We start from the raw sequence: 24,076 nt of genomic DNA on the forward strand, positions 1-24,076 counted from the left end.
TTCCTTATGTCCATGCATTCATCAATTCTTTGAGTACTGAGTGACGCAGTCGTATTGATGAACAGATGACGGAATTATGAGTTCTGTGACTGCCGTATGTCGCCAGGATTCATCCCCGTCCACTTTTTAAACGCGCGCGAAAAAGCACTCGGTTCAGAGAAGCCCAGCTGAGTGCTGATGTCGTGTATCGACCTGTCGCTCATGCGTAATAGATGCATCGCTTGTTTACGCCGCCATTGATCTTTCAGCGTCTGAAACGATTGACCTTCCGCACTGAGTTGCCTGCGCAGAGTCGCGGCCGATATTGCGAGTTGCTCAGCAACGGCATTCTGATCAGCGGCAATGGCGTTCGGCTGATGTGAGAACAGGTCCAGCACTAGTGCCGACACGCTATTAACCTGCTGATAGTGCACCAACAGGTTTTCTGGCGCGTTACTGAGAAACTCTGGCAGATCCTTAGCTGTTTTAACAATGGGCAAGCTCAGGTAGTGAGACGGAAGCACCGCGCAACAATGAGTCTGTTGACTGAATACGTGGCAATGGTACATATGCGGATATTCGTCCGACCAATCCGGGCTGGCAAACGGCAAGTGCACGCGATTCAACAGCAAGGGTTGTGCAATAAGCCAGCTGCTCCAACGTAACCAAAGGACCAGCATGGCGTCGTAAAATACCCGTAAGTCTGCAGAATCATTGCCCGTAATGCGCAACGAGAGCGTTGCTTCTTCACCCTGTTCCGTCAGATCGAACTGAATGCCGATATCCATCAGTTTATAGAATTGCGCACTGCGCAACAGCGCCCGACGAAGATTCCCAGCGGAGATAATCGCGTGCATGCTCATGGCAAAGGTCCCAGCCTTAACCGGATTCGGTAGAAAACCGCCGGACTCATCATCATTTTCCTGCCACATGGTCGACAACCATTTCGCGAAAGCACCTGCATCACTGCGCCCGGTCCCCATTCGAACGGCATCGAGGTGCAACCCCGATTCGGTCAACAGATTCGGACGCAGATAACCCACTTGTTCAGCCTGCCGATAGTGAGCCTGCAAAATTGAATTGGCGATCGTGGCCATAAACTCGCACCGGAAAAATGGAACCTCAGAGCTTACTGAAAATCCGCAGGCTTCGCCAATTGTGCGGACACCTGCTGCGCCAAACGCTCATTGCCACGCTTATAGTTTCCCGTAAGTCTGGCCAACAACTGCTGCTGGTCCGCAAAGTCCAGCCGCGTCAGCTTTTCAATAACCCCGCGTGCTTTGTGTGCTGAAAAGCGCGTGGCATAACGTCCATGGTGATAAATACTCACATCACCGTTCTTGGTCTGTTGCCAGGTAAAACCTAAGTCGTCCATGCTGTTAACCTCGTTGTGTATCGGGTAAACAATAGATATCCAATGCCGGAAACGCATCATCAGCAAAGAACCAATCCTCGTCACTCATGACGGGCTGCGCTTCACACTGCAACTGGTCCGGACTGAAAAAGAATTTCACAACGGTTTGCTCAGAAACGGAAAAATAGGGTTGTAATTCAGCCCAACTGGGAATCCGCAACGCAATAATGTCCTTTACCTCAATATCGTCACCTTGAAAGACTGCGATCACGTAGGCTTCCAAATCCGGTAACCAATACAAATTCTGCTGATGAAAGTATTGGCAAAACCAATGCAGTAACCAGTTTCGCTGTACGAATCCCATTTTCTGGGAGACCGCCTGGCGGAGTTCTGCGACACGCTCAAACTGCTGGCGCTGGGCAGGGTCGTTCAAATCGATCGGCTGCATCTTTTTTCTGGCGGGTGCGTTAACGTTAGGCGCTAATGCAAAATAGTCGGTCAACGGAAAGGTGCGATAACCGAACTTGCCGTAAAAGTCCGCCATGTGCTTATGGGCTGTAAAAAACGTTCGGCCGGTCGTTTGTGCGATGTGCTCTTGCACCGGCTGAAACAGCGCACGGATCAACCCTTGATTGCGGTGAGGCTCTGCCGTCATCACGGTCTGAATCATGCTGGCATCAAAGGTTTTATTGTCCGCGACCAAGCAAAAGCGTCCAACACAGACGTTCGCAACCACGTCGCCATTCAATATTTGCGAAAAGGGCACATAATCCGTCTCGCCCCCCTGTAATACGGTGATACCCCAGAGACTGTTGGAGAGCCGGTTCAGGCTGTCCCGCAATTGCGCGTTGTCAGCGTAATGGCTGACAAACGAGTACCCATTAAGTGTGTTTTTATTCATTTTAATATCCTTGTCGGGGCACCTCATTCGGTGCCCCTGCGACCGTTATTGGCTCAGTAACTCTTCTTCCGTTTCGGTCTGAAATTGTTTGCGATACAAATCGAAGTACCGGCCCTTTTTCGCCAGCAATTCATCGTGACTGCCCTGCTCGACTAATTCACCTTGGTCGATGACCACAATAGTATCGGCCGAACGAATGGTCGATAAACGGTGAGCGATCACAAAGCTGGTACGACCCTGCAGTACTGTTTGCAAACTCTGCTGCAGCAGATGTTCGGTTTGAGTATCCACCGACGACGTCGCTTCATCCATCACCAAGATCTGCGGGTTACCGATGATCGCGCGAGCAAACGAAATCAACTGCTTCTGACCTGTCGACAGATTGTTACCGCCTTCCTGAATCTCCGTGTCGTAACCGCGTTCCATCTGCATAATAATGTCATGCACGTTCACCGCTTTGGCGGCGGCAACAATCTCGTCATCAGTCGCGTCAAGATTGCCATAGCGAATGTTCGAACGGACGGTACCAGTAAACAGAAACGGAGTTTGCAGCACGATACCCAGGTTTGACTGTAACCAGGCGAGGCTGCGACCTCGGTAATCTTCACCATTAATCAAGATCTGTCCTTGGGTCGGTTCATAGAAACGACACAGCAAACTGACAATGGTGGATTTACCAGAACCCGTCGCGCCAACCAACGCAACGGTGGCACCCGCCTTCACCGCCAGATTAAAGTTTTTCAACACCGGTTCTTCTGCTTTGTAGCCAAAGTCGACGTGTCGGAACTCAATGGTGTCTATGCGTGCATCACCGCCATCAAGCGTTTCCGCGCCCGACTGCAAAGCCTGCTCGATATGCTTCTTAACCTGCTCTGAATCGGCGATGTCCGGCTGTACTTCCAGCAAACCGATGACGCGCTCAACACAGGCCGTTGTGCGTTGCAGTTCTGCCAATTTTCCAGAGACTTCCAGCATGGGGTCCATCAACGAGCGCGCATAGGTCATGAAGGCAACCAGGGTACCCAGCGTCAGTGTTCCAGCCAACACGTCGACGCCACCCAGCCATAAAGCCGCACCAACCGCCATACTGACAAACACGTTTACGAATGGGTAAAACGCGGAAGTCAGCAACAGGTTGTGCATGGATAGCCGGTACATTTTGCGCGTGTCGTTCTGAAACTCCTTCAGGTTTTCGTCTTCACGCACCAAGACCTTACTGGTCTGCACACCGGATATACTTTCGTTATACACAGCGGTTATCCGGCTGTTGGTCCGGCGGAGATTCCGCGAGCTATCCAGAATCCGGATGTTGAACCACATGGCCACAGCAGCTAAAAATGGGAACAAACCGAGAACAACCAAGCCCAGTTGCCAATCCAAAATCAGCAGCACCGTAAAAATTCCCAGAATAAATGGAATACCCCAGAAAAGGTCCAACGTTCCCCACGCTACAACATTGGCAATGCGTGTTGTGTCAGACGTGATACGTGCCAGCAACCAACCAACGGCGTTGTTGTCAAAAAAGGTAAAAGACAAGCTCTGCAGATGCTCAAAGCTTTGCTTGCGCAGGGTGTACATCAGCGTGGTGGAAAGTCGTCCGGCCAGGCGGATGAAATACCAGATGGAACTGACAATACTGAGCATCAATACGGTAAACAAGACCGCATACTTGAGCAAATTTGCCTCCACACCATTAGCGACAATGTCATCTACCAACGACTTAGTCACCAGCGTAAAACTGGCGTCTATCGTCGCGGTAAAGATGGCCACTGCCATAAGAGTGTGGAATAGTTTTTTCTGAGGTCGGTAGACCATCAGGAATAACGTTTTCCAGGCCCCCTTTCGAGCGGGGGTACTGTTGTATTGTGTTGTCATACCTAATCCTTATCAGGCGGTGACGGCAAGATCGGAGTCGAACTGATCTTGCTGACCGCTTTGTATTTGCCACAACTGCTGGTAAAAACCCGGCTGCTGTTGCAATTGTTCGTGCGTCCCCTGCGCAGTTAACTTACCGTTTTCCATGACGAATATCCGATCCGCATTGCGGCACACACTGATGCGGTGCGTAATGATGATCAACGTCTGCTGGCCACGTTTTTTATGCAAGGCTTTAATAATCTGGCGTTCAGTTTTGGAGTCCACGGCGCTCAGGGTGTCATCCAAAACCAGAATCGGTGTTTCCTGAATCAACGTCCGCGACAAGGTCACCCGTTGTTTCTGTCCGCCACTCAAACTCACGCCACGTTCGCCAATCACGGTGTCATATTTATGCGTGAAGGCTTCAATCGTATGGTGCACGGCGGCGTCATGTGATGACTTCACCATCTGTTCGTCCGTTGCGTCAAAGCGGCCAAACTTAATGTTATCCTTCAAGCTTCGACTGAACAGAAACGGTTCTTGCAACAGAGAGCCAATGCCACTGCGCACGCTGCGACGGTCAAGACCGTTCAGCTCATGCCCAGCGAGTTTTATCGACCCTTCCGTGTAATCATACAAGCGCATCAACAGTTGAATCAGCGTACTTTTTCCAGAACCGGTTGGTCCGACAATCGCAATGGTTTCGCCCGCATCAATATCGAAACTCACGTTATTCAATGCCAGCTTGTGTGCATCGAAACCAAAACTGACGTTGCGGAATTGGATACTGCCATCAAAGTCAGCGGGCAAGGCGATGGCGGTATCACTTTCGGGCTCTTCCGGTGCATCCAGAATTTCCTGAATCCGCCCAATAGCAACGGTTGCCTTACCGGCCTCACTTAACTGCTGACCAAGCTGACGAATCGGCCAAATCAACATAATGGTGTATCCGATAAACGCAAAGAACGTTCCCATGGAAATGATGCCGCGAGAGGCCAAATAGCCACCGCCAATCAACACGATACCGTTCTGACAAATGCACAACAGATCGGAGGTTGCCCAGAAATTCGACAACATCTGAATCAATTTATAGTGCAGTTGGCTGTAGAGACGATTGCCTTCATCGAACTTCTTGCATTCGTATTCCTGGCGCGCAAAGGCACGCACCACACGAATGCCGGTCAGGTTCTCCTGGACGATGGTGGTCATCGCACCTTCTGCCTCATCAACCTGCTGAAACAAGGCTTTTATCCGACCAAAGAACACCCAGGCGAAGGTGAACACAATGGGTACCAACATCAAAGAAATAACCGACATGATCACGCTTTGCATGAACATCAACGGAATGACGATGCACATCAGCACCACGGTTCGGCCCATGTCCATCACCTGCATGGTTAAAAATTCACGCAAGGTATCCATGTCGGACGTACAACGCTGCACTAGGTCACCGCTGTCCGCTTTGTTTAAATACGCTTCGGACAATCGATGCAAGTGCGCAAAGAGTTCTTCACGTAAACGCCGAATTGTCGACTCGCACGCGGTCGCAGCCAGATAGTCTTTAAGGTACATAAACAAACCCGCAAGCGCGGTAGTGATGACAATCGCAATGCCGGCAAACCAAAGATTTGCCGCTAAGGAATCGGCACCACCGAACCATTGGATCACGTTATCGACGAATCCTTCGTCGGTTATTCGTGGTTCCGTTATGACGCGGTCGATAACAATTTTGCCGATCGTCGGCACTAAAAACATGAAGTAACTGGCTATGCTGACGGCCACGATAGAGCCCAGGTAATACCACTTCTTGTTGCGAATAAGATCAACGAGGATTCGATGATGATGTTGTGATTTATTCACGTTCTTTTCCCTTACAAATCAACTACTTTGCGCGGGCTTTGGATTGCGAGTTACCTTTTAAGGGGTATGCAATCAACTTTTTCCAAGAACCTAAACGAAAAAAGCCCGCATAATTGCGAGCTTTTCGGCATGAACATCACAGGATGTTTTCAGCTGCTAGCCCGCAACACCGACGGGCTTAGCTGGAATTAAAGCTTACCCGTCAGCGAAAACGTACAGACGCATTTGGTGCGTCCCAATTATGGAAGATGCTGTTAATCATAAAAATTTTCCTTTTAGATTAAATTCTTCATCGTTGCGTTTTCCGCGGGTTAAAAAATTCACACAGCTGTGTGAGATGTCGTGCAAATTTAGGCGACTTTTTTTGACATTGCAAGCCGTAAAACAATTTATTTCAAAAATCATCGGCAAATAGTGCGATGAATTAGCCATAATTTCCAAGCGCCGCGAAACTGCGCGAGCCAGAAACCTCTAGTGCCCTGGGTCAGAAGTTCGCATGAATTCATGCGTGCCATTCAAGCTTTATAGCGAGGCGTGTGTTGCAGGAAATGGCGAGTCCTTTTCAAAATATTGTTCACAAAAAAAGCTATCGAACAGCGCCGCATTTATTTTCACAGGCCATCGGTTGGGGCTGAATCGACTTGCATGGCTGTAGCGTTAACGTGACAGATTCGACGAACTCAACCTCGAACATGGGTCAATACGCCATTGTTATCATCATTATGATGAGTTATTGTGCACCCCCATCTCGGATGTTGCCTTGGAGGCAAGGGATGACGAGCTGCACCAACAAAAGGGAATATCATGCGTCTGGCACCTATACTGTTACTAAATTTTTTGATGCTGGCTGGCTGTGTGCCGGATTCACAACATCCTTCGGATAACATTAACCCTGCGCCAGAACCAGACGAACTCGACACGCCCACTAAGATCAAATTGCCACTCTATGCCTATGACGAGTGGGATGTACCCATCACCGAAGCTCAGGTTGGCGATACCATCGTATTGGATGCGACTCAGATAGATTTTGATACCGACCTGAACTACAACTGGGTTACCTGGACAGGTGAAGAGCAGAGTACGCGCGGCTGGAACAGTGGTGCGTTTGGCTCAATGGACCGCTCCTTGGCAACCACTGAGTTTTCGGTTCCGTTTCCGGGTTACTATAAAATCAGCTGGTGTCCGGTGCAGACAAGTCAGCCGTGTGTATCGTTCGGAGAGTTACACGCAACCGGCGAAGCGCCCGAGAATCGCGCTCCGTTAGTGGACTTTTTTTACGAGGATACCGTCAACCTCAAAACCTTGTGCGCAACTTCCTGTCAGACGTTAATCCCAACAGGTGAGTCCATAAAACTGATCGCTGAGATCGATGATGACGATACAGCACACACCTTCAGTTGGCGCAGCACCCGCGTTCGCCAGAGAGATTCCGTAGAGTCTGCTTATGGATTAACAGCAGACGAACTCGTTTTTTCGCCCAGCATTGAAGGCAGCTACCGGGTCAAGTTAGATACCTTTGACGGGCACGTTACTGTTAACGGACCACAGTCCACACAGGCTTTCTGGAATTTTGTAGCACGCGGAGCAGACAATCAGCTTCCGACCGCCAGTTTCAATATGGTTGGTCATCCGGCCGTGACCGCCTCGATGTCATTTCTGTTTGATGCGGAAAACCAACGTTACTTTCCGTCAATTCAGTATTTTTATGAAACCACCTTCAGCATCGATGACTGCGATCCATTGCCCGGTTGTAACCAGGATGACCTGAGATTCGACACCTTTCAGAACAATAACAGTGCAGCCATACCCGAGTTTCAAGTGGGTTCCCGTGTCGATTTCGATGCCAGTAACAGCATGGACCCGGACGGTGACGAATTAAGTTTTCTATGGAGTGGATTCGTTGACAAAGCGGCGAACGGAAATGGCATTTATTTAAAAGTTGGCGATGATTCGCCCACTTTCTCAGTCGATACGCAGGTTGCAGGCGACTACTATATTTCGTTATGCGTTCAAGAACGCGACACCTTTACGTTATACAGCGGCGCTGACCGGTTTGTTCGCCCTCTGTACGATTTGCCATTTCACCGGTGCCCGCAAATACAGTTTCGGGTTACGGAGTAAACTAAGAACCCAGGCGCGTAGAAGCAAGCTCAGCCACTAAAAGACTGATAGAGCGCCTGCACACCTTCCACCAACGTTTGCTGAGCATCCTGAGCTGAGAAGCTCAAGTCCAGCTCATCCATGATCTGTCGTTGTCGATCTGTCATTGTCACCATGGCATACATGCCGCTCATTAGTGACGTCTGCGTCACCAAAAACTTATGCGCTTTTTCTTCTTCCCGAAACAGGTGCTTTGCCTTCAGGCTGCCTGTAATGGCACGGATATCCACGTCGGTCGCCAACTTGAAGGCTTTAAAGCGTTCGTCTGACACATTCTTTTCCAATAGTGTATACAGCAGTCCAAACAGAGTGAGTAAACGATCATAATTCAATAGCAGACCCACCCAGGCTTCGGCAAAGTTAGCCTGATTAATTTTATCGTTTTCTATCCATTCAACACCCTGTTCGCGCCATTGCTTCATATCATGCGACAGCAATTGCAAAAAAATTTCTTCCTTGGTGCTGAAATAACGGTAAAGGTTCGAGCGGGTGAACTTGGCTTCTTTGCCAATCATCGCCAAGGTTATTTCATCTAGCCGATAACGGCTGAGTAAATTAGCGGCAGCCTCCAGAATGGCATCCGTTCGCTGTTCGATCTGATTTTCACTGCGGGCGCGCTGCCAGCTTATGCAATTTTTCATACTACCCTTTGGTTAGCCAGTGTCCATGATGGCATTTGTTTGTGCTCATTTTAGGGCTCTCTGGCCGAAAGTCACAAATTTCATTTTAGTGACACAGCGTCTCTTGTCAAGAGACTTGGTGTCACCTATTATCAGTACACGATTTAACCAGCCCAATGAGGATTTCATGCGCCGGGTAATCACGATTATCGGCCTGTTGCTGGGCTTTATATTTCTGACAGGAATTCTATTCATGACGTTCAATTCACAATTTGGGGCCAAACCAAATGCTGAGGACCGACTGCGATACCAACAATCTCAAACCTTCAACGGCCGCATATTTGAGAATCAAATTGCGACAAATATGGGAATGGAAAAGGGATCAACCTGGTCGACTCTGTGGCAATATCTGAAGGGCAATCCGAATCGCACTCCAAAAAAGGGCGACGTGCAGGTAATACCGGTTACGCCAGAAGCCCTGAGCAACACTGCTCACGACACCCGCATTCTCTGGTTTGGCCACTCCACATTTTTACTGCAGCATGGTGGTAAAAACTATCTGTTTGATCCGGTATTTGCTGATGTGCCATCACCGGTTTCCTGGCTGGGCACACCCCGTTACAGCGGTGAACTGCCGATTAAACCTGAACTCCTGCCCGACATCGACGCTGTCTTCATTTCGCACGATCATTACGACCATCTGGACATGGATGCCATTCAATTACTCAACGATAAGGTCGCACATTTTTATGTGCCACTTGGGGTCGGCAATCATTTGCGGAAATGGGGAGTCGAGGCATCGCGTATATCCGAGATGGATTGGTGGCAAGAACAACCCTTACACGATTTAAAACTGGTCTTGACTCCGGCACGCCACTTTTCCGGGCGTCGCTTAACCGGACAGAATCAAACATTGTGGGGTGCATGGCTGTTAAAAAGCGATGACTTTTCCCTCTACTTCAGTGGCGATTCTGGCTACGGACCTCACTTCAAGGAAGTGTTTGAACGCTACGGTGCTGTCGATTTCGCGCTCATCGAGTGTGGTCAATACAATGTGAACTGGGCCGATATTCATATGCTACCGGAACAATCCGTTCAGGCCGCTCGCGATTTACAGGCACGGGTGATGATGCCCGTGCATTGGGGTGCCTTCACCCTGTCACTGCACGACTGGTTCGAACCCGCTGTACGCGCAACCGCGGCAGCGGAACAAGCTGGACAACCTATTGTGATACCGCAAATAGGCGAACTCATGTTAGTTAACAACGAGCCAATTCCCCGTAATGCGTGGTGGGAAAATGTTTTGGCAGAACTCAGGAGTAATTTCTAATGTTTACGATGAACAATGTCCCCTCGCAACAGGGGCGGGTCGCAATTGTCACCGGCGCAAACGTCGGCTTAGGCTTTGAAACCACCAAAGTACTCGCTGCAAAACAAGCAACTGTGATTATGGCCTGTCGATCGGAAGCGAAAGCGCTTGAAGCTCGAACTAAGATAATGGCCGAGCATCCCAGTGCCGATGTGCACTTCATAGCGCTAGATCTCAGCGACCTTGCCTCCGTGCGAAAATTCGCAGAACAATTTTTATCACAGTTTAAACGACTGGATCTGCTCATCAACAATGCAGGCGTCATGATTCCACCGTATGAAAAGACCGTCGATGGTTTCGAACTGCAAATGGGCGCAAATTATTTCGGCCACTTTTTACTGACCAGTTTGTTGTTGCCAACACTGGAAACAACTGCGGGCGCACGTGTCGTGCAATTGAGCTCAATCGCGCATAAGAGCGGACGAATTCATTTTAGCGATATGCACTTTGAAAAGCGCTACTCGCGTATGAAAGCCTACGGGCAAAGTAAATTAGCTATGTTGATGTTTGCGTTTGAATTAGACCGACAACTGAAAGCACATGGCTACAAGACGCTTTCGGTTGCGGCGCACCCCGGCGTATCGAGCACAAACTTATCTCGTTACATTCCGGGTTGGTTAATGACCTTGGCATCGCCTCTGTTCAAATCCATGTCCCAGTTACCTGTCGATGGTGCACAACCACAGTTGTACGCCGCGCTCGGAGAAGACATTAACGGTGGCGACTTTACCGGCCCCGACGGACCGAGAGAAATGAAAGGCAAACCGGTAAAAGTCAGTGCCATGCCACACGCACTCGATAAAAGCGTTGCCAAAAAATTATGGGACGTTTCTGTTGAGTTAACCGGCGCAACGTGGTTTACGACAAGCGAACAAAAAATAGATTCTGAAGCAAAAGAATTAGCTTAAGTTGTGGTGGTCAAAAGGGCACTGGTTTATCTCCATTGCCCTTGGTTTTGTTGGCTTGCGGTGTTCATCGTTTGAGTTTCCTTTACCAGACAGATAAGACCGAATAGTTGTTACCTGGAACTGTGAATTCGACTCATCCTCAGACCCATCACGTGGTCAGTTTTTTCCGTATTTTTTTCTTGCAGGGTACTAGATTTGATCTTTGATGAAAGAATATTTTAAATTCCTTTCTTTCCCATTTTTGCTTTTATATCTAAAATTCGAAAGCTATCGGGACTTTGATCAACTGTTCGTTTAGCGTTGTTAATGACGAGTTCGGTCCTACGATTGAGCTTTAAATCTCGCAGAGTGAGTTGCTCGAAATGTTTTTCTTTCCAAGGGGCGATCCCCTTGAACCCCCTTTTGTCGCCTGCTTTGGTATTCTGCCTTAATTGCCACTTTCTTCGAACGATCGCTTGAGCATGCATCCCTGCACGCGCGGCGCTTACAAGGGCATCCATGCCCTTGAACCCGTTGCGAAGTGTCAATTAAGTCAGCCAAAGCAGATGCGACGGAATGGTTATCTACACCAATGTCGGCAATGGCTTTCGATTATTTAGTCAAAAGATGTCAGAACGGAAATCGATTGTAGAAAAAATCTATAGAGATGGTGATTCAGTCGCTGTATCACCGCCTTTCAAACGACCTCGCGAAGCAATTTACGTCTCACAGGTTGGCCAAAAATGGCCGTTAAATTGCCGAGAGTGAATAAACGTTTTTGGCGGCTGGGATTGTTGGGGTTCAAACCCGAATCGTCGGGATGGTTTACTTTTTGACAACAAGAATCGTCCAATGAAACAATGTCATTGAATGATACAAATGCTACGGATATAAACCAAATCAGCTTAAGTAAGTACCATTAAGCCTGCTCCATTGAAAAGAAAAACTCCTTTATCTATTTCAAGGCTATGAATGAACCTATGTTTACCACATAGATTCATAACATGAAAAGCTGGCGTTCAACAAGCCGTCTATTTGATCAGCCCAATCTCACGTAACCGCTGCATTAAATAGTCATTCGCTGTAATTGCCGGTTCCCGTTTCGGATTATCCTCGGTGACACATTGCGGCAACGCATCCAAGGACGTATCCGGGTTGGCGTGCATGAAGAACGGAATGGAATAACGAGATTTTTTACCAGCCTCTCCTTTTGGGTTAACAACACGATGCGTCGTCGACGGTAAAACATGGTTAGTCAACCGTTGCAGCATGTCGCCAACATTACAGATGATGGTGCCTTCAATCATCGTAATGCCTACCCATTCTCCGGTTTTACTAAGCACTTCCAGACCTTCCTGTTCAGAACCGACCAGCAATGTGATGAGGTTAATGTCTTCATGTGCACCGGCACGCACATTCGGCAAATTCGGGTCGGTAATTGGCGGGTAGTGCAATGGCCGTAAAATGGAGTTACCAAAGTTCACCTTGTCTTTGAAATAGTCGGCCGATTCACCAACAAATAATGCAAATGCCTGAAGCATTCGATTGGCGAGTTTGTCGAGCTCGGTGTACAACGTCAGCATGGCCGGTTTGAATTCAGGTGTTTCGGCGGGCCACAAGTTGGGTAGCAGTTGTGGGTAGGGAGGCTCACCGTCAATCTCGCGTCCGACATGCCAGAATTCTTTCAGGTCGACATATTCTGCGTCTTTGGCTATTTCCGTTCCAAACGGGGTATAACCGCGTTGGCCGCCGTTATCCAGAAAGTATTGCTTTTTGGTGGCCTCTGGCAAGGCAAAAAATGCTTCAGAGGCTTTCAGCGCGTTTTTGATAACGTCCATCGGAATGCCATGGTTAGTGATACCGGCAAAGCCCCAGGCCTGATAGGCTTCGCCCATCTCTTTCACAAATTGTTCAGGGTTTATGTCAAATTCGGCAATATTCAGAACGGGAATAGTCGGTTGGTTCATGTTGTGTCCCTTAAAATGGTTGAGCCCGCCGTTTTACGGGCGGGCTCTTTCTCAGTGAGGTTCCAATCTAACGTCGGAATCCCCGAAGCTTGCGTTGAGCCCGTTATTACTCGCGCTCTTTCACATATGGTCGGCCAATAGCTTTTGGCGGAATGGCTTTACCAATAAACCCGGCCAGTAATACGACGGTCAGCACGTATGGTAACGCTTCGATCGCCTGCACTGGAATGGCGAAACCACCCAGCGACACGCCCTGAGAGCGGTCAGCAATGGCCTGCAAAATACCAAACATCAAACAGGCTAACAGCGCGCCACGTGGTCGCCATTTACCAAAGATCAGCGCCGCTAAGGCCATGTATCCCTTACCCGCACTCATGTTCGGCAAGAACTGGGCCGTCACCGCGACTGACAAATACACACCCGCCAAGCCTGCTAACACACCACAGATCGTCAATGACAGATAGCGCATTCCAGCGACGGAAATACCAGCAGTATCAACCGCAGATGGGTTTTCACCAACGGCACGCATACGCAAACCAAAGCGAGTACGGAACATTACCCACCAACAAACAGGTACGGCGGCCAGTGCGATGTAAACCAATAAGAAGTGACCACTAATCAACTCAGAATACAGGCCACCGATCACCGGCACATCCGCAAGCTGGTCAGCAAAGGGCAATGTGATCGGTGAGAAGCGCGCATCAATGTCATTGAATGGGTCAACCAGATTGGGCGTATTACCACCCTGTTTGAACCAGAAGTTACCCAGGGCCGCCGTTAGACCGGCCGCCAGGATATTAATCGCCATACCGGACACCACGTGATCACCATTGTGAGTGACCGTTGCAAACGCATGCATCCAAGCGAACACAACAGATACCATGACGCCGGCCAATAAACCCATCCAAGGAGAGTTAGTGACATAGGCGGCGGCAGCGCCAGCAAATGCACTGGCGAGAATTTTTCCTTCCAAGGCGATATTCACGATACCGGTTCGTTCGGAAAACATGCCCGCCAATGCAGCAAAAATCAACGGTGTTGCGACCCGAAGGGTGGCATCCAGAATCAGGATCAGACTGTTAAATGCTTCCATGATTTATGCCTCCGCCGCTGCTGACTTCTTGGAACCCGAAGCCAGTTTTAGATACAACTTTTCGATCGGATGTTTCATCATTTTCTCCAGCGCGCCGGAGAATAAAATGACCAGACCCTGCAATACAACGATGATGCGTGGGTCAACGCCGTATTCAAACTGCAACTCACCACCACCTTGATATAAGAACCCGAATAGCAAACTGGCGATAACGATACCCAAAGGGTGATTACGCCCCATGAGTGCCACCGCGATACCGGTAAAACCCATACCGTTCACTAAACTCAGTTTGATCTGATGGGCTTCACCCTGAACCACATTCAACGCAAAGAAACCCGCCAGCATACCGGACACCAACATGGCCAAAACAACGGTTTTGCCTAAGTTAATACCGGCATACTCTGCGGCCGAAGAATTCTGTCCAGTAGAACGGATCTCATAGCCCCAGCGCGTCTGCCAGATGAAGTAATAAACGCCCGCAGCACAAAGAATTGCCCACACGATTGAAAGGTTCAATGGAGATTTCTGCAGGTCAATGCCAAAGAAACCCAGAACTTCCCACATTTTCGGAATCCAGCTGGCCTGATCGAACACCGCACTTTCAACGGACATGGTGCCCACTGGCTTCAGCACTTCAACCAAGAGGTAACCCATCAACGCTGATGCAATAAAGTTAAACATGATTGTTGTGATTACGATGTGAGATCCGCGATAGGCCTGCAGCCAAGCTGGGATCAGGGCCCAGGCAGCACCGAATACGCCAGCAGCTATAATGGAAATAGGTAGCAGTATAATAAATGGCACGTGTCCACCTAATCCCAAACAAACCAGACCGACACCCAGTGCGCCGATGTAGGCCTGACCTTCACCACCGATGTTGAACAGTCCGCAATGAAACGCGACCGCAACAGCGAGACCGGTAAAGATAAAACTGGTTGTGTAGTAGAGTGTATAACCCCAGCCATAAGAGTCGCCAAATGCGCCATAGGCCATGGTTGAAACGGCATCCAACGGGTTGATATCCAAGTATAAGAACACCAGACCCGCTGCAAAAGACGCCAGTAGAATGTTTGCCAGTGGAATGACAATGACATGAATCCAGGCTGGAACGTGTTGTTGACTCATGCGCTGGCCTCCTGCTGTAACGCCTTCACTTCATCGGGAACAATATTTGCCATCATCAATCCAAGGATCTGTTCATTCGCTTTGCTGGCCGGAACTTCGCCCACAATTTTGCCGTCGAACATCACCAAAATACGGTCAGCCAAGCTCATGATTTCTTCCAACTCCACTGAGACCAGTAACACGGCCTTGCCCTTGTCTCGCATTTGAATAATGCGATTATGGATCGCTTCGATGGCGCCAATGTCGACACCGCGGGTCGGTTGTCCAACCAACAGGACATCAGGGTCTTGTTCCATTTCACGGGCAATAACTAGCTTCTGCTGATTACCGCCAGAGAAGTTAGCCGTTTTTAAATTCGGATCTTGAGGGCGCACGTCCCACTTATCCATTTTTTCCGCGCAGTCACGATTAATCGCCTGCCGTTTGGTGAAAATTTTTCCGTTGTATTCTGGCTTGCGATGGAAACCTAGAATGAAGGCTTCGTCGGCGTTGAAGGAGTTGATCAATCCCATTTTGTGGCGGTCTTCCGGAATGTGACCGACCTTAATATCGCGCACCTGAGACGGATTTAACTGATGCCCCTGATTGATTTCGTGACCATTCAGGCGAATCGTGCCGGACTGCACATTTTTAATGCCCGACAAAACGTCCAATAATTCTGATTGACCATTGCCACTCACACCAGCAATACCAACGATTTCACCAGCACGGACATTCAAATTAACATTATCGAGTTTGACCACACCGTCTGACGCAGTCCAAGTCAGGCCTTCAACCTCCAGCAGTTTTTCAGCTGGGTTTGGCTCGCCTTTTTCAACTCGCAATAAAACTTTGCGACCCACCATCAATTCCGCCAGCTGTTCTCGACTGGTTTCGCGGGTCTTAACATGGGCCACCATTTCGCCACGACGCATGACACTGACATTGTCTGTCGCAGCCATAATTTCCTGCAACTTGTGGGTAATGAGCATCACCGTAGTGCCCTGCTCTTTCAGGGAATCCAGAACTTTAAACAAGTGTTCGGTTTCCTGAGGCGTTAACACACCTGTTGGCTCATCCAGAATCAGGATTCGTGCGCCCCGATACAAGGCTTTTAAAATCTCGATCCGTTGCTGCAAGCCCACCGACAAACGTTCAACAGGCACATCCAATGGCACATCCAAGCCGTATTCTTTGGCGAGGCGAACCAACTCGGCGCGCGCATGGTCCATGCTTTCATTGATCAGAAAACCGCGCTCAGCGCCCAGCACTACATTTTCTAAGGCCGTCATGTTCTGAATCAGCATGAAGTGTTGATGCACCATCCCAATGCCAGAGGCAATCGCGATTTTGGAATCGGTGATCCGGGTTACCTTGCCATCAATGAGAATGTCACCTTCGTCGGCTTCGTAGAAACCGTAGATGATGCTCATCAAAGTGGATTTGCCTGCACCGTTTTCACCGACGATACCGTGAATAGTGCCCTTTTCGACCTGAAGGTCGATATGTTTGTTCGCGTGTACTGCACCGAAACGTTTATCGATACCGCGTAGTTCGATTGCCATCTGAGCAGCAACATCTGTCTGAGCAGTCATGACTCACCTGATGTTTGAAATTGGAAGAGGTCAACAAAAACAGACAACCCTATTTACTGCTACAGTGATTGCCTGTTCGGTTTAAGCCTAGTTCGATTCTTCGACTTTGGCTGTAAAAAAACGGGTACATAATTTCATGTACCCGATACCTGACTTAGTAGTTGCAGGTATTGTCGCTCATGTAGTCATGAACTTTGATCTTACCAGCGATGATGTCTGCTTTAATGGCATCAACTTTCGATTTCATATCGGCAGAAACCAGAGACTCGTTGAAAGAGTCTAGAGCGTAGTCAACACCGCCAGCGGCCAGGTCAAGAACCTTCAGACCACCTTTCCATTCACCTGCCTGTGCTTCTTCCCATGAACCGTATGCTGCAACGCCAACACGCTTAACCATAGAGGTCAGCATAGTGCCTGGTTGCAGGAAGTTTTGGTTAGAGTCAACACCGATTGCCAGCTTGCCTTCGTCTTTAGCTGCCTGGTAAACACCAATACCGGTACCACCAGCGGCTGCGAACAATACGTCAGCGCCTTTCGCGATTTGAGACTTGGCCAATTCAGAACCACGTGCAGGGTCGTTAAAGGCCGCAGGCGTAGAACCAGTCATGTTCTGGAACACTTCTGCATCAGCGTTAACGTACTTAGCACCTTGCTCAAAACCACAAGCAAACTTACGGATCAATGGAATGTCCATGCCGCCAACGAAGCCGACTTTGTCAGATTCAGACGCCATAGCCGCCATCGCACCGACCAGGAACGAACCTTCATGTTCAGCGAAAACGATAGACTGAACGTTTGGCAGATCAACCACTGAGTCGATGATGACAAACTGGACATCTGGGAATTCACTTGCGACTTTTTCTACTGAAGAAGAGAAATTAAAACCAACCGCAACGATTGGGCTTTGACCACGGCTGGCCAAACGGCGCAGACCCTGTTCACGTTGCTCTTCGTTTTGAGGTTCAAATTCACGAACACGGATACCCTTGTCGGCAGCGAATTTCTCAGCGCCGTTACGGAAAACCGCTTCGTTAAAAGATTTGTCGAATTTACCAGCAGTGTCATAAACAACAGCAGGTGCGAAGTCAGCAGCCATTGCCGTGGCAGACATGCCGAGTACAGCAGAAGCAGCAAGCGTTAAAATAGCTTTCATGGAGGATCCCCTTTACGCGTTTTTCTTTTTAGGTTTTTAGTTACGTACGGTGTAACTGCAAGGTGGTTTTACACACCTTAAAGAACCTTGACCGTTTGGTCAAGACTTTACCGTCACTAACTCAATCATTATACACAGTAAACCTTTGGTTACACCGTGCTCGGCGAGATTCATTCATTTAATGTTCATCTCGCGCTAAGCCACGCACCATCTTGACTTCCATTGATTGAAGTCAGCACAGAAACAGGGCAATTAAGTACCCTGAACAGCATAGTCAACACACTGGAGAATAGTATGAATTTAGTATGTCCGGATTGTTTAAAACCGATAGAAATCATCAAAGCTTGTGGTTGTCGCGATTATTTCTGCAATCACTGCAATCAATTGGTTAGTAAAAGCAGAGCCTTGGATATAGATGAGTTGTCCAACTATCAAGAAAAAGAAGTAGATGATAAGTCGACTGAATCGGCAGCATAACTGATTCTTAATGTGATGAGTCCTTCTGTGGTAAGCTGCGGCAACACTTCATTTGCCTAAACTCATCTTATATGTCCGACCCATTTCAGGTTATTCCGTTATCTGGCTTTGACTTAGCCAATGCGAGCTCATTGAGGCGCAAACACGTCCGCAATGAATCCCGCCGCAACGAGCACTATCTGGCACGTTATGACGACACAACGCTGTTCTACGATTGTTTTTATAACCCCCAAAAGCGCTGTTACACCTTTACCGCGCCGCGATTTCTAAATCTTTGGCCTGAATTCAAACAGGCTGTACAGGTTAATGGAAGTCGCTTTAGGGGGCGCCTGAAGCGCTATACTTGGCAGCGTTGCGAGCAGGTTGAGGTCTATGCCCCTGCCAATGCTGAACTCAGCTTGCGTAGCGAACACCTGAACGGAGTCATTCCCGTAAGAGACAGTCACCGAGACCTGTTCTCGGCTATGAACTGTGCCTTGGCCATCAGTAAGGATAATCAACTAAGTTGGATTCGAGATTGGGCACAGTTTCATGTGCGGGCACATGGGCTGGAAGCAGTTTGCATCATTGACAATGCATCGACGGAGTACACGGCTAGTGATGTACTTGAAACTTTACGCTCAGTATCAGAGCTAAAGGCGGCAGTCGTTCTCAGTGCGCCCTTTCCCTATGGACCCGTCGATAGCAGCAAGAAATTGGAAGTCAGCCCGCGCTTTTTACAGACCTCTATGTTCAATTTGATCAAACAGGATCTGTTCGCAGACGCTCGAGCCATTTTGAGCGTCGATATTGATGAGTTGGTGATGCCTAATAAGTCTGTTTCCGTTTTTGATGCGGCAGTCGCAGCCCGGCTAGGAGCCGTTTCGTTTCGGGAACTGCGAGTGTTCCCTGAGGCCAATGAAGAACGTGCTTACAATCATCGTGCTCACACGCAGGTGCGGGCTGGGCGTAAATTGGGCAATACTAAATGGTGTGTCGCCGGTCACGGTTTCATGAATCGATTCGGATGGGCAGTGCATCGCTTTGGCGGGGCTTTTTTTCCGTTTACCGAAACGCAAGACTTCACTTACTTGCATTGCCATGCTACATCAACCAGCTGGAAGAAAAACAGATACGGACAAGTTGAGAATTTGATGGTGGATGGAGCCGTTCAAAACGCCCTGACTCAATACTTGAAGCAGGGCGAATGAGTTTGGATCTCAATTTTCCAGCAATGGCACCGGGCATTGATTGCTGTCAAGATAGTCAACCACTTTGATCTTACCGGAAATGATATCATCGCGAATGGCGTTAATACGCTTTTCTTCCTTCAGTGACACCAAGCCCCGGTTAAAGATATCCAACTGCCAGTCCACGCCGTTTTCGGCCAAGCCTAGGGATTTCACACCGGCTCGCCAAGTGCCCCGCTTTGACTCTTCCCAAGAGCCATAGGCTGCAACGCCGACTTTTTTCACCATGGAGGTCAGCATGGTGCCCGGGTGCAAAAAGTTCTGGTTAGAGTCGACCCCGATTGCATACACATTAGCGTTTTTGGATGCGGCTTTATGCACGCCATTGCCAGATCCACCCGCGGCGGCATAAATGACTTCCGTACCGCCGCCGATTAACGCGTTGGCGATTTCCTCGCCTTTTGCCGCATTGGAGAAACCAGAAAAGTCCGAGGCAATCATGCGTAACTGCACTTCGGTTTTCTTATTTACATAGTGCGCGCCTTGCGCAAATCCACAGCCAAAGCGTCGAATAAACGGCAAATCCACACCACCAATGAAGCCTAATTTGGCATTTTTCGCCTTCATAGCAGCCAAAGCACCAACCACAAACGAACCTTCGTGCTCTTTAAATACAATAGACTGAACGTTAGGCAGATCGACCACCGTATCAATTACGGTAAACTGCAAGTCTGGGTAGTTCGGCGCCACCTTCTGCACGGCTTCTGCGTACGAAAATCCGACAGCCACAATGGGACTACGTCCTTGATTGGCCAGATCGGTTAATACCTGCACGAACTGGGTTGGCGAGTTAGGGTTAATTTCGACCAGATCATTGCCGTACTGAGACTTAAAGGGAACGACACCCTCACGATAGACGGCTTCGTTAAAGGAGCTGTCGAATTTGCCAGCTTCGGTATAAGCCACTGCCGGGCCAGACGCCATTGCCACAGGTGTGGCACTGACAATTAACATTGAGACTAATAATTTTTGTAATGACATCATTCGACCTGCCTGGTAATTCATTGACTGAAAGCTCGACCATGACATCCCTGATCTACTTGATTGCACACTCCACTGCACAATTCCTGACCAACTATACAACTAAATAGCACAAAAACAAAAAAGCAGCATGAGAATGCTGCTTTAACGTAACTCTCAGTCAACTTTAGACGTTAGCTTCGACCAATTCCACTAAGGCGTCACTGGTAATGCCAAAGTGCTTGAACAACTCACCGGCGGGTGCTGATTCACCGAAGCTCTCCATACCGATGATGCCACCTTCCAGGCCAACATATTTGTACCAGAAATCTTTCGCACCGGCTTCGATAGCAAAGCGCTTAACGCCTGCAGGCATAACACTGTCTTTGTAGCTGGCATCTTGCTGGTCATAGACATCGGTACATGGCATTGAAACGACTTGAACCTGCTTACCTTTGGCAGTCAGTTTTTCTGCTGCTTCAACCGCCAGCGCAACTTCGGAGCCGGTCGCGATCAGCACGGCATCCGGCTTTTCAACGGCTTGTAATACGTAACCGCCCTTGCGAATGTCGTTAATCTGCGTCGCTGTGCGCTCGCAATGAGGCAGGTTTTGACGTGAGAAGACCAAAGCATTTGGCGTCTCGGTACTCTCAATAGCCACAACCCAGGCGACGGCGGACTCAACCGCATCCGCAGGACGCCAGGTATTCAGGTTAGGCGTGGCGCGCATAGCCGCCAACTGTTCGACGGGTTGGTGAGTCGGACCGTCTTCGCCCAGACCAATGGAGTCATGGGTGTATACATGTATCAACGGCAGCTTCATCAATGCCGCCATACGCACAGCATTTCGCGCGTATTCCATGAAGATAAAGAACGTGGCACCGTATGGCTTCAGACCACCGTGCAGGCAGATACCGTTCATGATCGCAGACATACCAAACTCCCGCACACCATAGAAACAGTAGTTGCCGGATGGATCGGCGGCACTGACCCCCTGCGCACCACTCCACAGAGTCAGGTTAGATCCGGCCAGGTCGGCAGAACCACCAAACAACTCAGGCAATGCTGGCGCCAGCGCTTCAATCGAATTTTGGGATGCTTTACGTGAAGCAATCGTATCCGCTTTGCTGTTCACGTCTGCAATGAATTTTTCCGCGATCTCAGAGAAGTTACCCGGTAACTCACCGTTCATACGGCGAACGAATTCATCGGCCAATTCGGGGTAGGCTGATTTGTATGCCGCAAATTTTTCATCCCAAGCCGCTTCCTGACGCGCACCTTCGGCATTCGCGTCCCAAGCTGACTTGATGTCTGCAGGGATTTCAAACGCGGGGTGTTTCCAGCCCAAACGTTCACGGGTCAGGGCAATTTCGTCGTCACCCAATGGCGCTCCGTGACAATCTTCTTTGCCTTCTTTGTTCGGTGAACCGTAACCAATAATCGTTTTGCAGCAGATCAATGTCGGTTGTTCGGTATTGGCACGGGCTGTTTCAATCGCCTGCTTGATCTCTTCTGGATCGTGACCGTTTACTCGTGGGATGACCTGCCATCCGTAAGATTCGAATCGCTTCACAGTATCGTCTGTGAACCAACCTTCAACTTCGCCATCGATGGAAATGCCATTGTCATCATAAAAAGCGATCAATTTGCCGAGACCCAAGGTACCCGCCAAAGAACAGACTTCATGAGAAATGCCTTCCATCATGCAGCCGTCACCCATGAAGACATAGGTATTATGATCAACAATGTCGTGACCATCGCGGTTGAACTGACCGGCCAAAACCTTCTCAGCCAGTGCGAAGCCAACGCCATTTGCTATACCCTGACCCAAAGGACCAGTCGTGGTTTCCACACCTGGGGTATAACCATATTCAGGGTGACCCGGTGTTTTGGAATGCATTTGTCGGAAGTTCTTCAGGTCGTCAATGGAGACATCGTAACCAGTTAAATGCAGCAGTGAATACACCAACATTGAGCCATGGCCGTTTGACATCACAAAACGGTCTCGGTCATACCATCCTGGGTTCGCTGGATTGTGCTTCAGGTAATCGCACCACAATACTTGGGCGATGTCGGCCATACCCATTGGGGCGCCAGGGTGACCAGATTTGGCTTTTTGAACGGCATCCATGGCGAGCGCACGAATGGCATTGGCAAGATCACTGCGTGATGACATTTTTTTTCTTTCCTCGGAGTAGGTAGCAACGTTGGCTCGGTACACGTGATGGCACCAGAGCGCGAATTGTCCCAGAAAGGCGCACGCTATTCAAAGCCGAATGCGGCAATTGTTTGAGTATTTAGGACGTTTTTCAATAATGACAGCAATTCAGTCCATGAATTCCCTAGCCGGACATGGTTACCCAACCGAAGTCGGGTTGGAGATCCCCTTATTTGTAGGCAATCGACGCCAGAATCCGACGATCGCCGGTATAGGGCTCACGCGCGTGCAATACAGTGTGATTATTGATGAACAATACATCGCCCTGCTGCCACTTAAAGTTCACACACAACTCGTCCATGGCGGTCACGGTTTTGGCCATAACATCCGGGTCCATTTGGTCACCGTTGGGCAGAGTCACGGCTTTATTAGCCACATTGCGGGCATCATCCCAGCCGGTGTAGACCGCCAGTATGGAATTGAAAAAAGTCTTTTGGCTGGTTTCCTCGTCAAACCGAATCGCCGGCAGGGTTTGGGATTCCGTGCGCAGCAAGTCATCTTCAAGCCATTGCCAGGTCATGCCGTCGTCTCGCAAACGGGCTTCGCAATCTGCCCGGTTATCAACATGGAATGTCTCCTTCCAGGATCGACCAATGGCCGAGTTAGTGTCAGTTTCTGCCGGCATGTAACGAATATATCGAACCCCCTCCTGCTCAACTCTGGCCGCAAACTCCGGTGCTAATTCAAAAAACCGCTGACAGATTTCGGCCGAATGCAGAATGGAGGTCGCCCCACCGGAGGCAGGGGCAATGTCGCAATAGAAAAAAATGTAGCCCGGTGGATGCGGCGTTTGCGCCATTTCATGATGAAACGGGATTTTCTCACTCGCGGGAGATTCATTGGCGGTCACAATTCTGGATTTGGTCACCTGCGTTCGTGGCGCCGCGCCGCCGACATAAGGCATATTCTGATAATCGGTTTGGTCGAGAAAGGCCTCAAACGCATCAGCTGACGGAACCGGGAAGCCCCGAAAAAGAATGGCTCCATGCTGAATAAGCCGCTGGTGCAGTTCATTTTTATGGTCAGCCATCCACCGATCAAACGCGGCGCGTTCACTGGCCACCTGGTCATCTGGAGGTAACACCACCAGAGGGAAATCTAAGCCACTCACCTGTTTTTGTTCTTCGATGATGCCGATGTTCAGACTCATGTTCAACTCTCTCAAAATATAAATCAATGTTGTATGAATTTAATCGAGATCACCTTAGCAACGATTGTTACTGATGTAAATCAATAGTGAATGAATTAATGCTGACAAAGTGTGACGCAATAACCCACTACGCTACGATGTGC

General features: G+C 49.2%; 20 protein-coding genes. 5 read left to right on the forward strand and 15 right to left on the reverse strand.

The window, feature by feature from the left end; translation table 11 throughout:
- Positions 1–74: 74 nt before the first annotated feature.
- From IYN85_RS09760 to IYN85_RS09780, 5 genes are read right to left on the reverse strand one after another with little or no spacing between them, the layout of a single operon-like run.
- Complete coding sequence (locus tag IYN85_RS09760; protein WP_196158708.1) at positions 75–1,076, reverse strand: AraC family transcriptional regulator; 1,002 nt, start codon at positions 1,074–1,076, stop codon at positions 75–77.
- A 32-nt stretch (positions 1,077–1,108) separates the two neighbouring features.
- Positions 1,109–1,354 carry a hypothetical protein gene (locus IYN85_RS09765; RefSeq protein WP_196158709.1) on the reverse strand — a complete coding sequence of 82 codons (246 nt, stop codon included), beginning with the start codon at positions 1,352–1,354 and terminating at the stop codon, positions 1,109–1,111.
- 4 nt (positions 1,355–1,358) lie between these two features.
- Positions 1,359–2,234 (reverse strand): GNAT family N-acetyltransferase, encoded by an 876-nt coding sequence (locus IYN85_RS09770; RefSeq protein ID WP_196158710.1) that lies wholly within the window; start codon positions 2,232–2,234, stop codon positions 1,359–1,361.
- 45 nt (positions 2,235–2,279) lie between these two features.
- Positions 2,280–4,109: an ABC transporter ATP-binding protein gene (locus tag IYN85_RS09775; RefSeq protein WP_196158711.1), complete on the reverse strand. Its 1,830-nt coding sequence runs from the start codon at positions 4,107–4,109 to the stop codon at positions 2,280–2,282.
- A 12-nt stretch (positions 4,110–4,121) separates the two neighbouring features.
- A complete protein-coding gene (locus IYN85_RS09780; protein WP_196158712.1) occupies positions 4,122–5,951 on the reverse strand; it encodes an ABC transporter ATP-binding protein in 1,830 nt (609 codons plus the stop codon).
- Between the two features lie 804 nt (positions 5,952–6,755).
- On the opposite strand from IYN85_RS09780, the gene IYN85_RS09785 reads away from it, so the two are divergent.
- Positions 6,756–8,072, forward strand: a complete 1,317-nt coding sequence (locus IYN85_RS09785) for a hypothetical protein (RefSeq protein ID WP_196158713.1) — start codon at positions 6,756–6,758, stop codon at positions 8,070–8,072.
- 29 nt (positions 8,073–8,101) lie between these two features.
- On the opposite strand, the gene IYN85_RS09790 is transcribed toward IYN85_RS09785, so the two are convergent.
- On the reverse strand, positions 8,102–8,752 hold the full coding sequence (locus tag IYN85_RS09790) for a TetR family transcriptional regulator (RefSeq protein WP_196158714.1): 651 nt from the start codon (positions 8,750–8,752) through the stop codon (positions 8,102–8,104).
- Between the two features lie 166 nt (positions 8,753–8,918).
- Between IYN85_RS09790 and IYN85_RS09795 the strand changes: the two genes are divergently transcribed.
- The gene (locus IYN85_RS09795; protein WP_196158715.1) at positions 8,919–10,061 is read left to right on the forward strand and encodes an MBL fold metallo-hydrolase; all 1,143 of its coding nucleotides are present in this window, start codon (positions 8,919–8,921) and stop codon (positions 10,059–10,061) included.
- Positions 10,061–11,008, forward strand: coding sequence for an oxidoreductase (locus tag IYN85_RS09800; RefSeq protein WP_196158716.1), 948 nt, complete (start codon positions 10,061–10,063; stop codon positions 11,006–11,008). The genes IYN85_RS09795 and IYN85_RS09800 overlap by 1 nt, the downstream gene beginning before the upstream one ends.
- A 218-nt stretch (positions 11,009–11,226) precedes the next feature.
- Here the strand turns inward: IYN85_RS09800 and IYN85_RS09805 are convergent, their stop codons facing one another.
- From IYN85_RS09805 to IYN85_RS09830, 6 genes are all read right to left on the reverse strand, one after another.
- Entirely contained in the window at positions 11,227–11,508 is a 282-nt protein-coding gene (locus IYN85_RS09805; protein WP_196158717.1) for a hypothetical protein, read from the reverse strand.
- A 510-nt stretch (positions 11,509–12,018) separates the two neighbouring features.
- Entirely contained in the window at positions 12,019–12,954 is a 936-nt protein-coding gene (locus tag IYN85_RS09810) for an isopenicillin N synthase family oxygenase (protein WP_196158718.1), read from the reverse strand.
- Between the two features lie 106 nt (positions 12,955–13,060).
- A complete protein-coding gene (locus IYN85_RS09815; protein WP_196158719.1) occupies positions 13,061–14,047 on the reverse strand; it encodes an ABC transporter permease in 987 nt (328 codons plus the stop codon).
- Positions 14,048–14,050: 3 nt separating this feature from the next.
- Positions 14,051–15,172 carry an ABC transporter permease gene (locus tag IYN85_RS09820; RefSeq protein ID WP_196158720.1) on the reverse strand — a complete coding sequence of 374 codons (1,122 nt, stop codon included), beginning with the start codon at positions 15,170–15,172 and terminating at the stop codon, positions 14,051–14,053.
- Complete coding sequence (locus IYN85_RS09825) at positions 15,169–16,746, reverse strand: ABC transporter ATP-binding protein (RefSeq protein WP_196158721.1); 1,578 nt, start codon at positions 16,744–16,746, stop codon at positions 15,169–15,171. Before IYN85_RS09825 ends, IYN85_RS09820 begins: the two co-directional genes overlap by 4 nt.
- Positions 16,747–16,900: 154 nt before the next feature.
- A complete protein-coding gene (locus IYN85_RS09830) occupies positions 16,901–17,899 on the reverse strand; it encodes a BMP family protein (protein WP_196158722.1) in 999 nt (332 codons plus the stop codon).
- Positions 17,900–18,193: 294 nt separating this feature from the next.
- Here IYN85_RS09830 and IYN85_RS09835 point away from each other — a divergent pair, with 294 nt between their 5' ends.
- The gene (locus IYN85_RS09835) at positions 18,194–18,376 is read left to right on the forward strand and encodes a zinc-ribbon domain-containing protein (protein WP_196158723.1); all 183 of its coding nucleotides are present in this window, start codon (positions 18,194–18,196) and stop codon (positions 18,374–18,376) included.
- Between the two features lie 71 nt (positions 18,377–18,447).
- Positions 18,448–19,566 (forward strand): hypothetical protein, encoded by a 1,119-nt coding sequence (locus IYN85_RS09840; RefSeq protein WP_196158724.1) that lies wholly within the window; start codon positions 18,448–18,450, stop codon positions 19,564–19,566.
- Between the two features lie 9 nt (positions 19,567–19,575).
- Here IYN85_RS09840 and IYN85_RS09845 read toward each other — a convergent pair whose 3' ends face one another.
- From IYN85_RS09845 to IYN85_RS09855, 3 genes are all read right to left on the reverse strand, one after another.
- Positions 19,576–20,589, reverse strand: a complete 1,014-nt coding sequence (locus IYN85_RS09845) for a BMP family protein (RefSeq protein ID WP_196158725.1) — start codon at positions 20,587–20,589, stop codon at positions 19,576–19,578.
- A 163-nt stretch (positions 20,590–20,752) separates the two neighbouring features.
- Positions 20,753–22,741 (reverse strand): transketolase, encoded by a 1,989-nt coding sequence (gene tkt / locus IYN85_RS09850; RefSeq protein ID WP_196158726.1) that lies wholly within the window; start codon positions 22,739–22,741, stop codon positions 20,753–20,755.
- Positions 22,742–22,952: 211 nt separating this feature from the next.
- On the reverse strand, positions 22,953–23,933 hold the full coding sequence (locus IYN85_RS09855; RefSeq protein WP_196158727.1) for a TauD/TfdA family dioxygenase: 981 nt from the start codon (positions 23,931–23,933) through the stop codon (positions 22,953–22,955).
- Between the last annotated feature and the right edge of the window lie 143 nt (positions 23,934–24,076).

The sequence above is a fragment of the Reinekea sp. G2M2-21 genome (assembly GCF_015687175.1).
Lineage (GTDB): Bacteria > Pseudomonadota > Gammaproteobacteria > Pseudomonadales > Natronospirillaceae > Reinekea.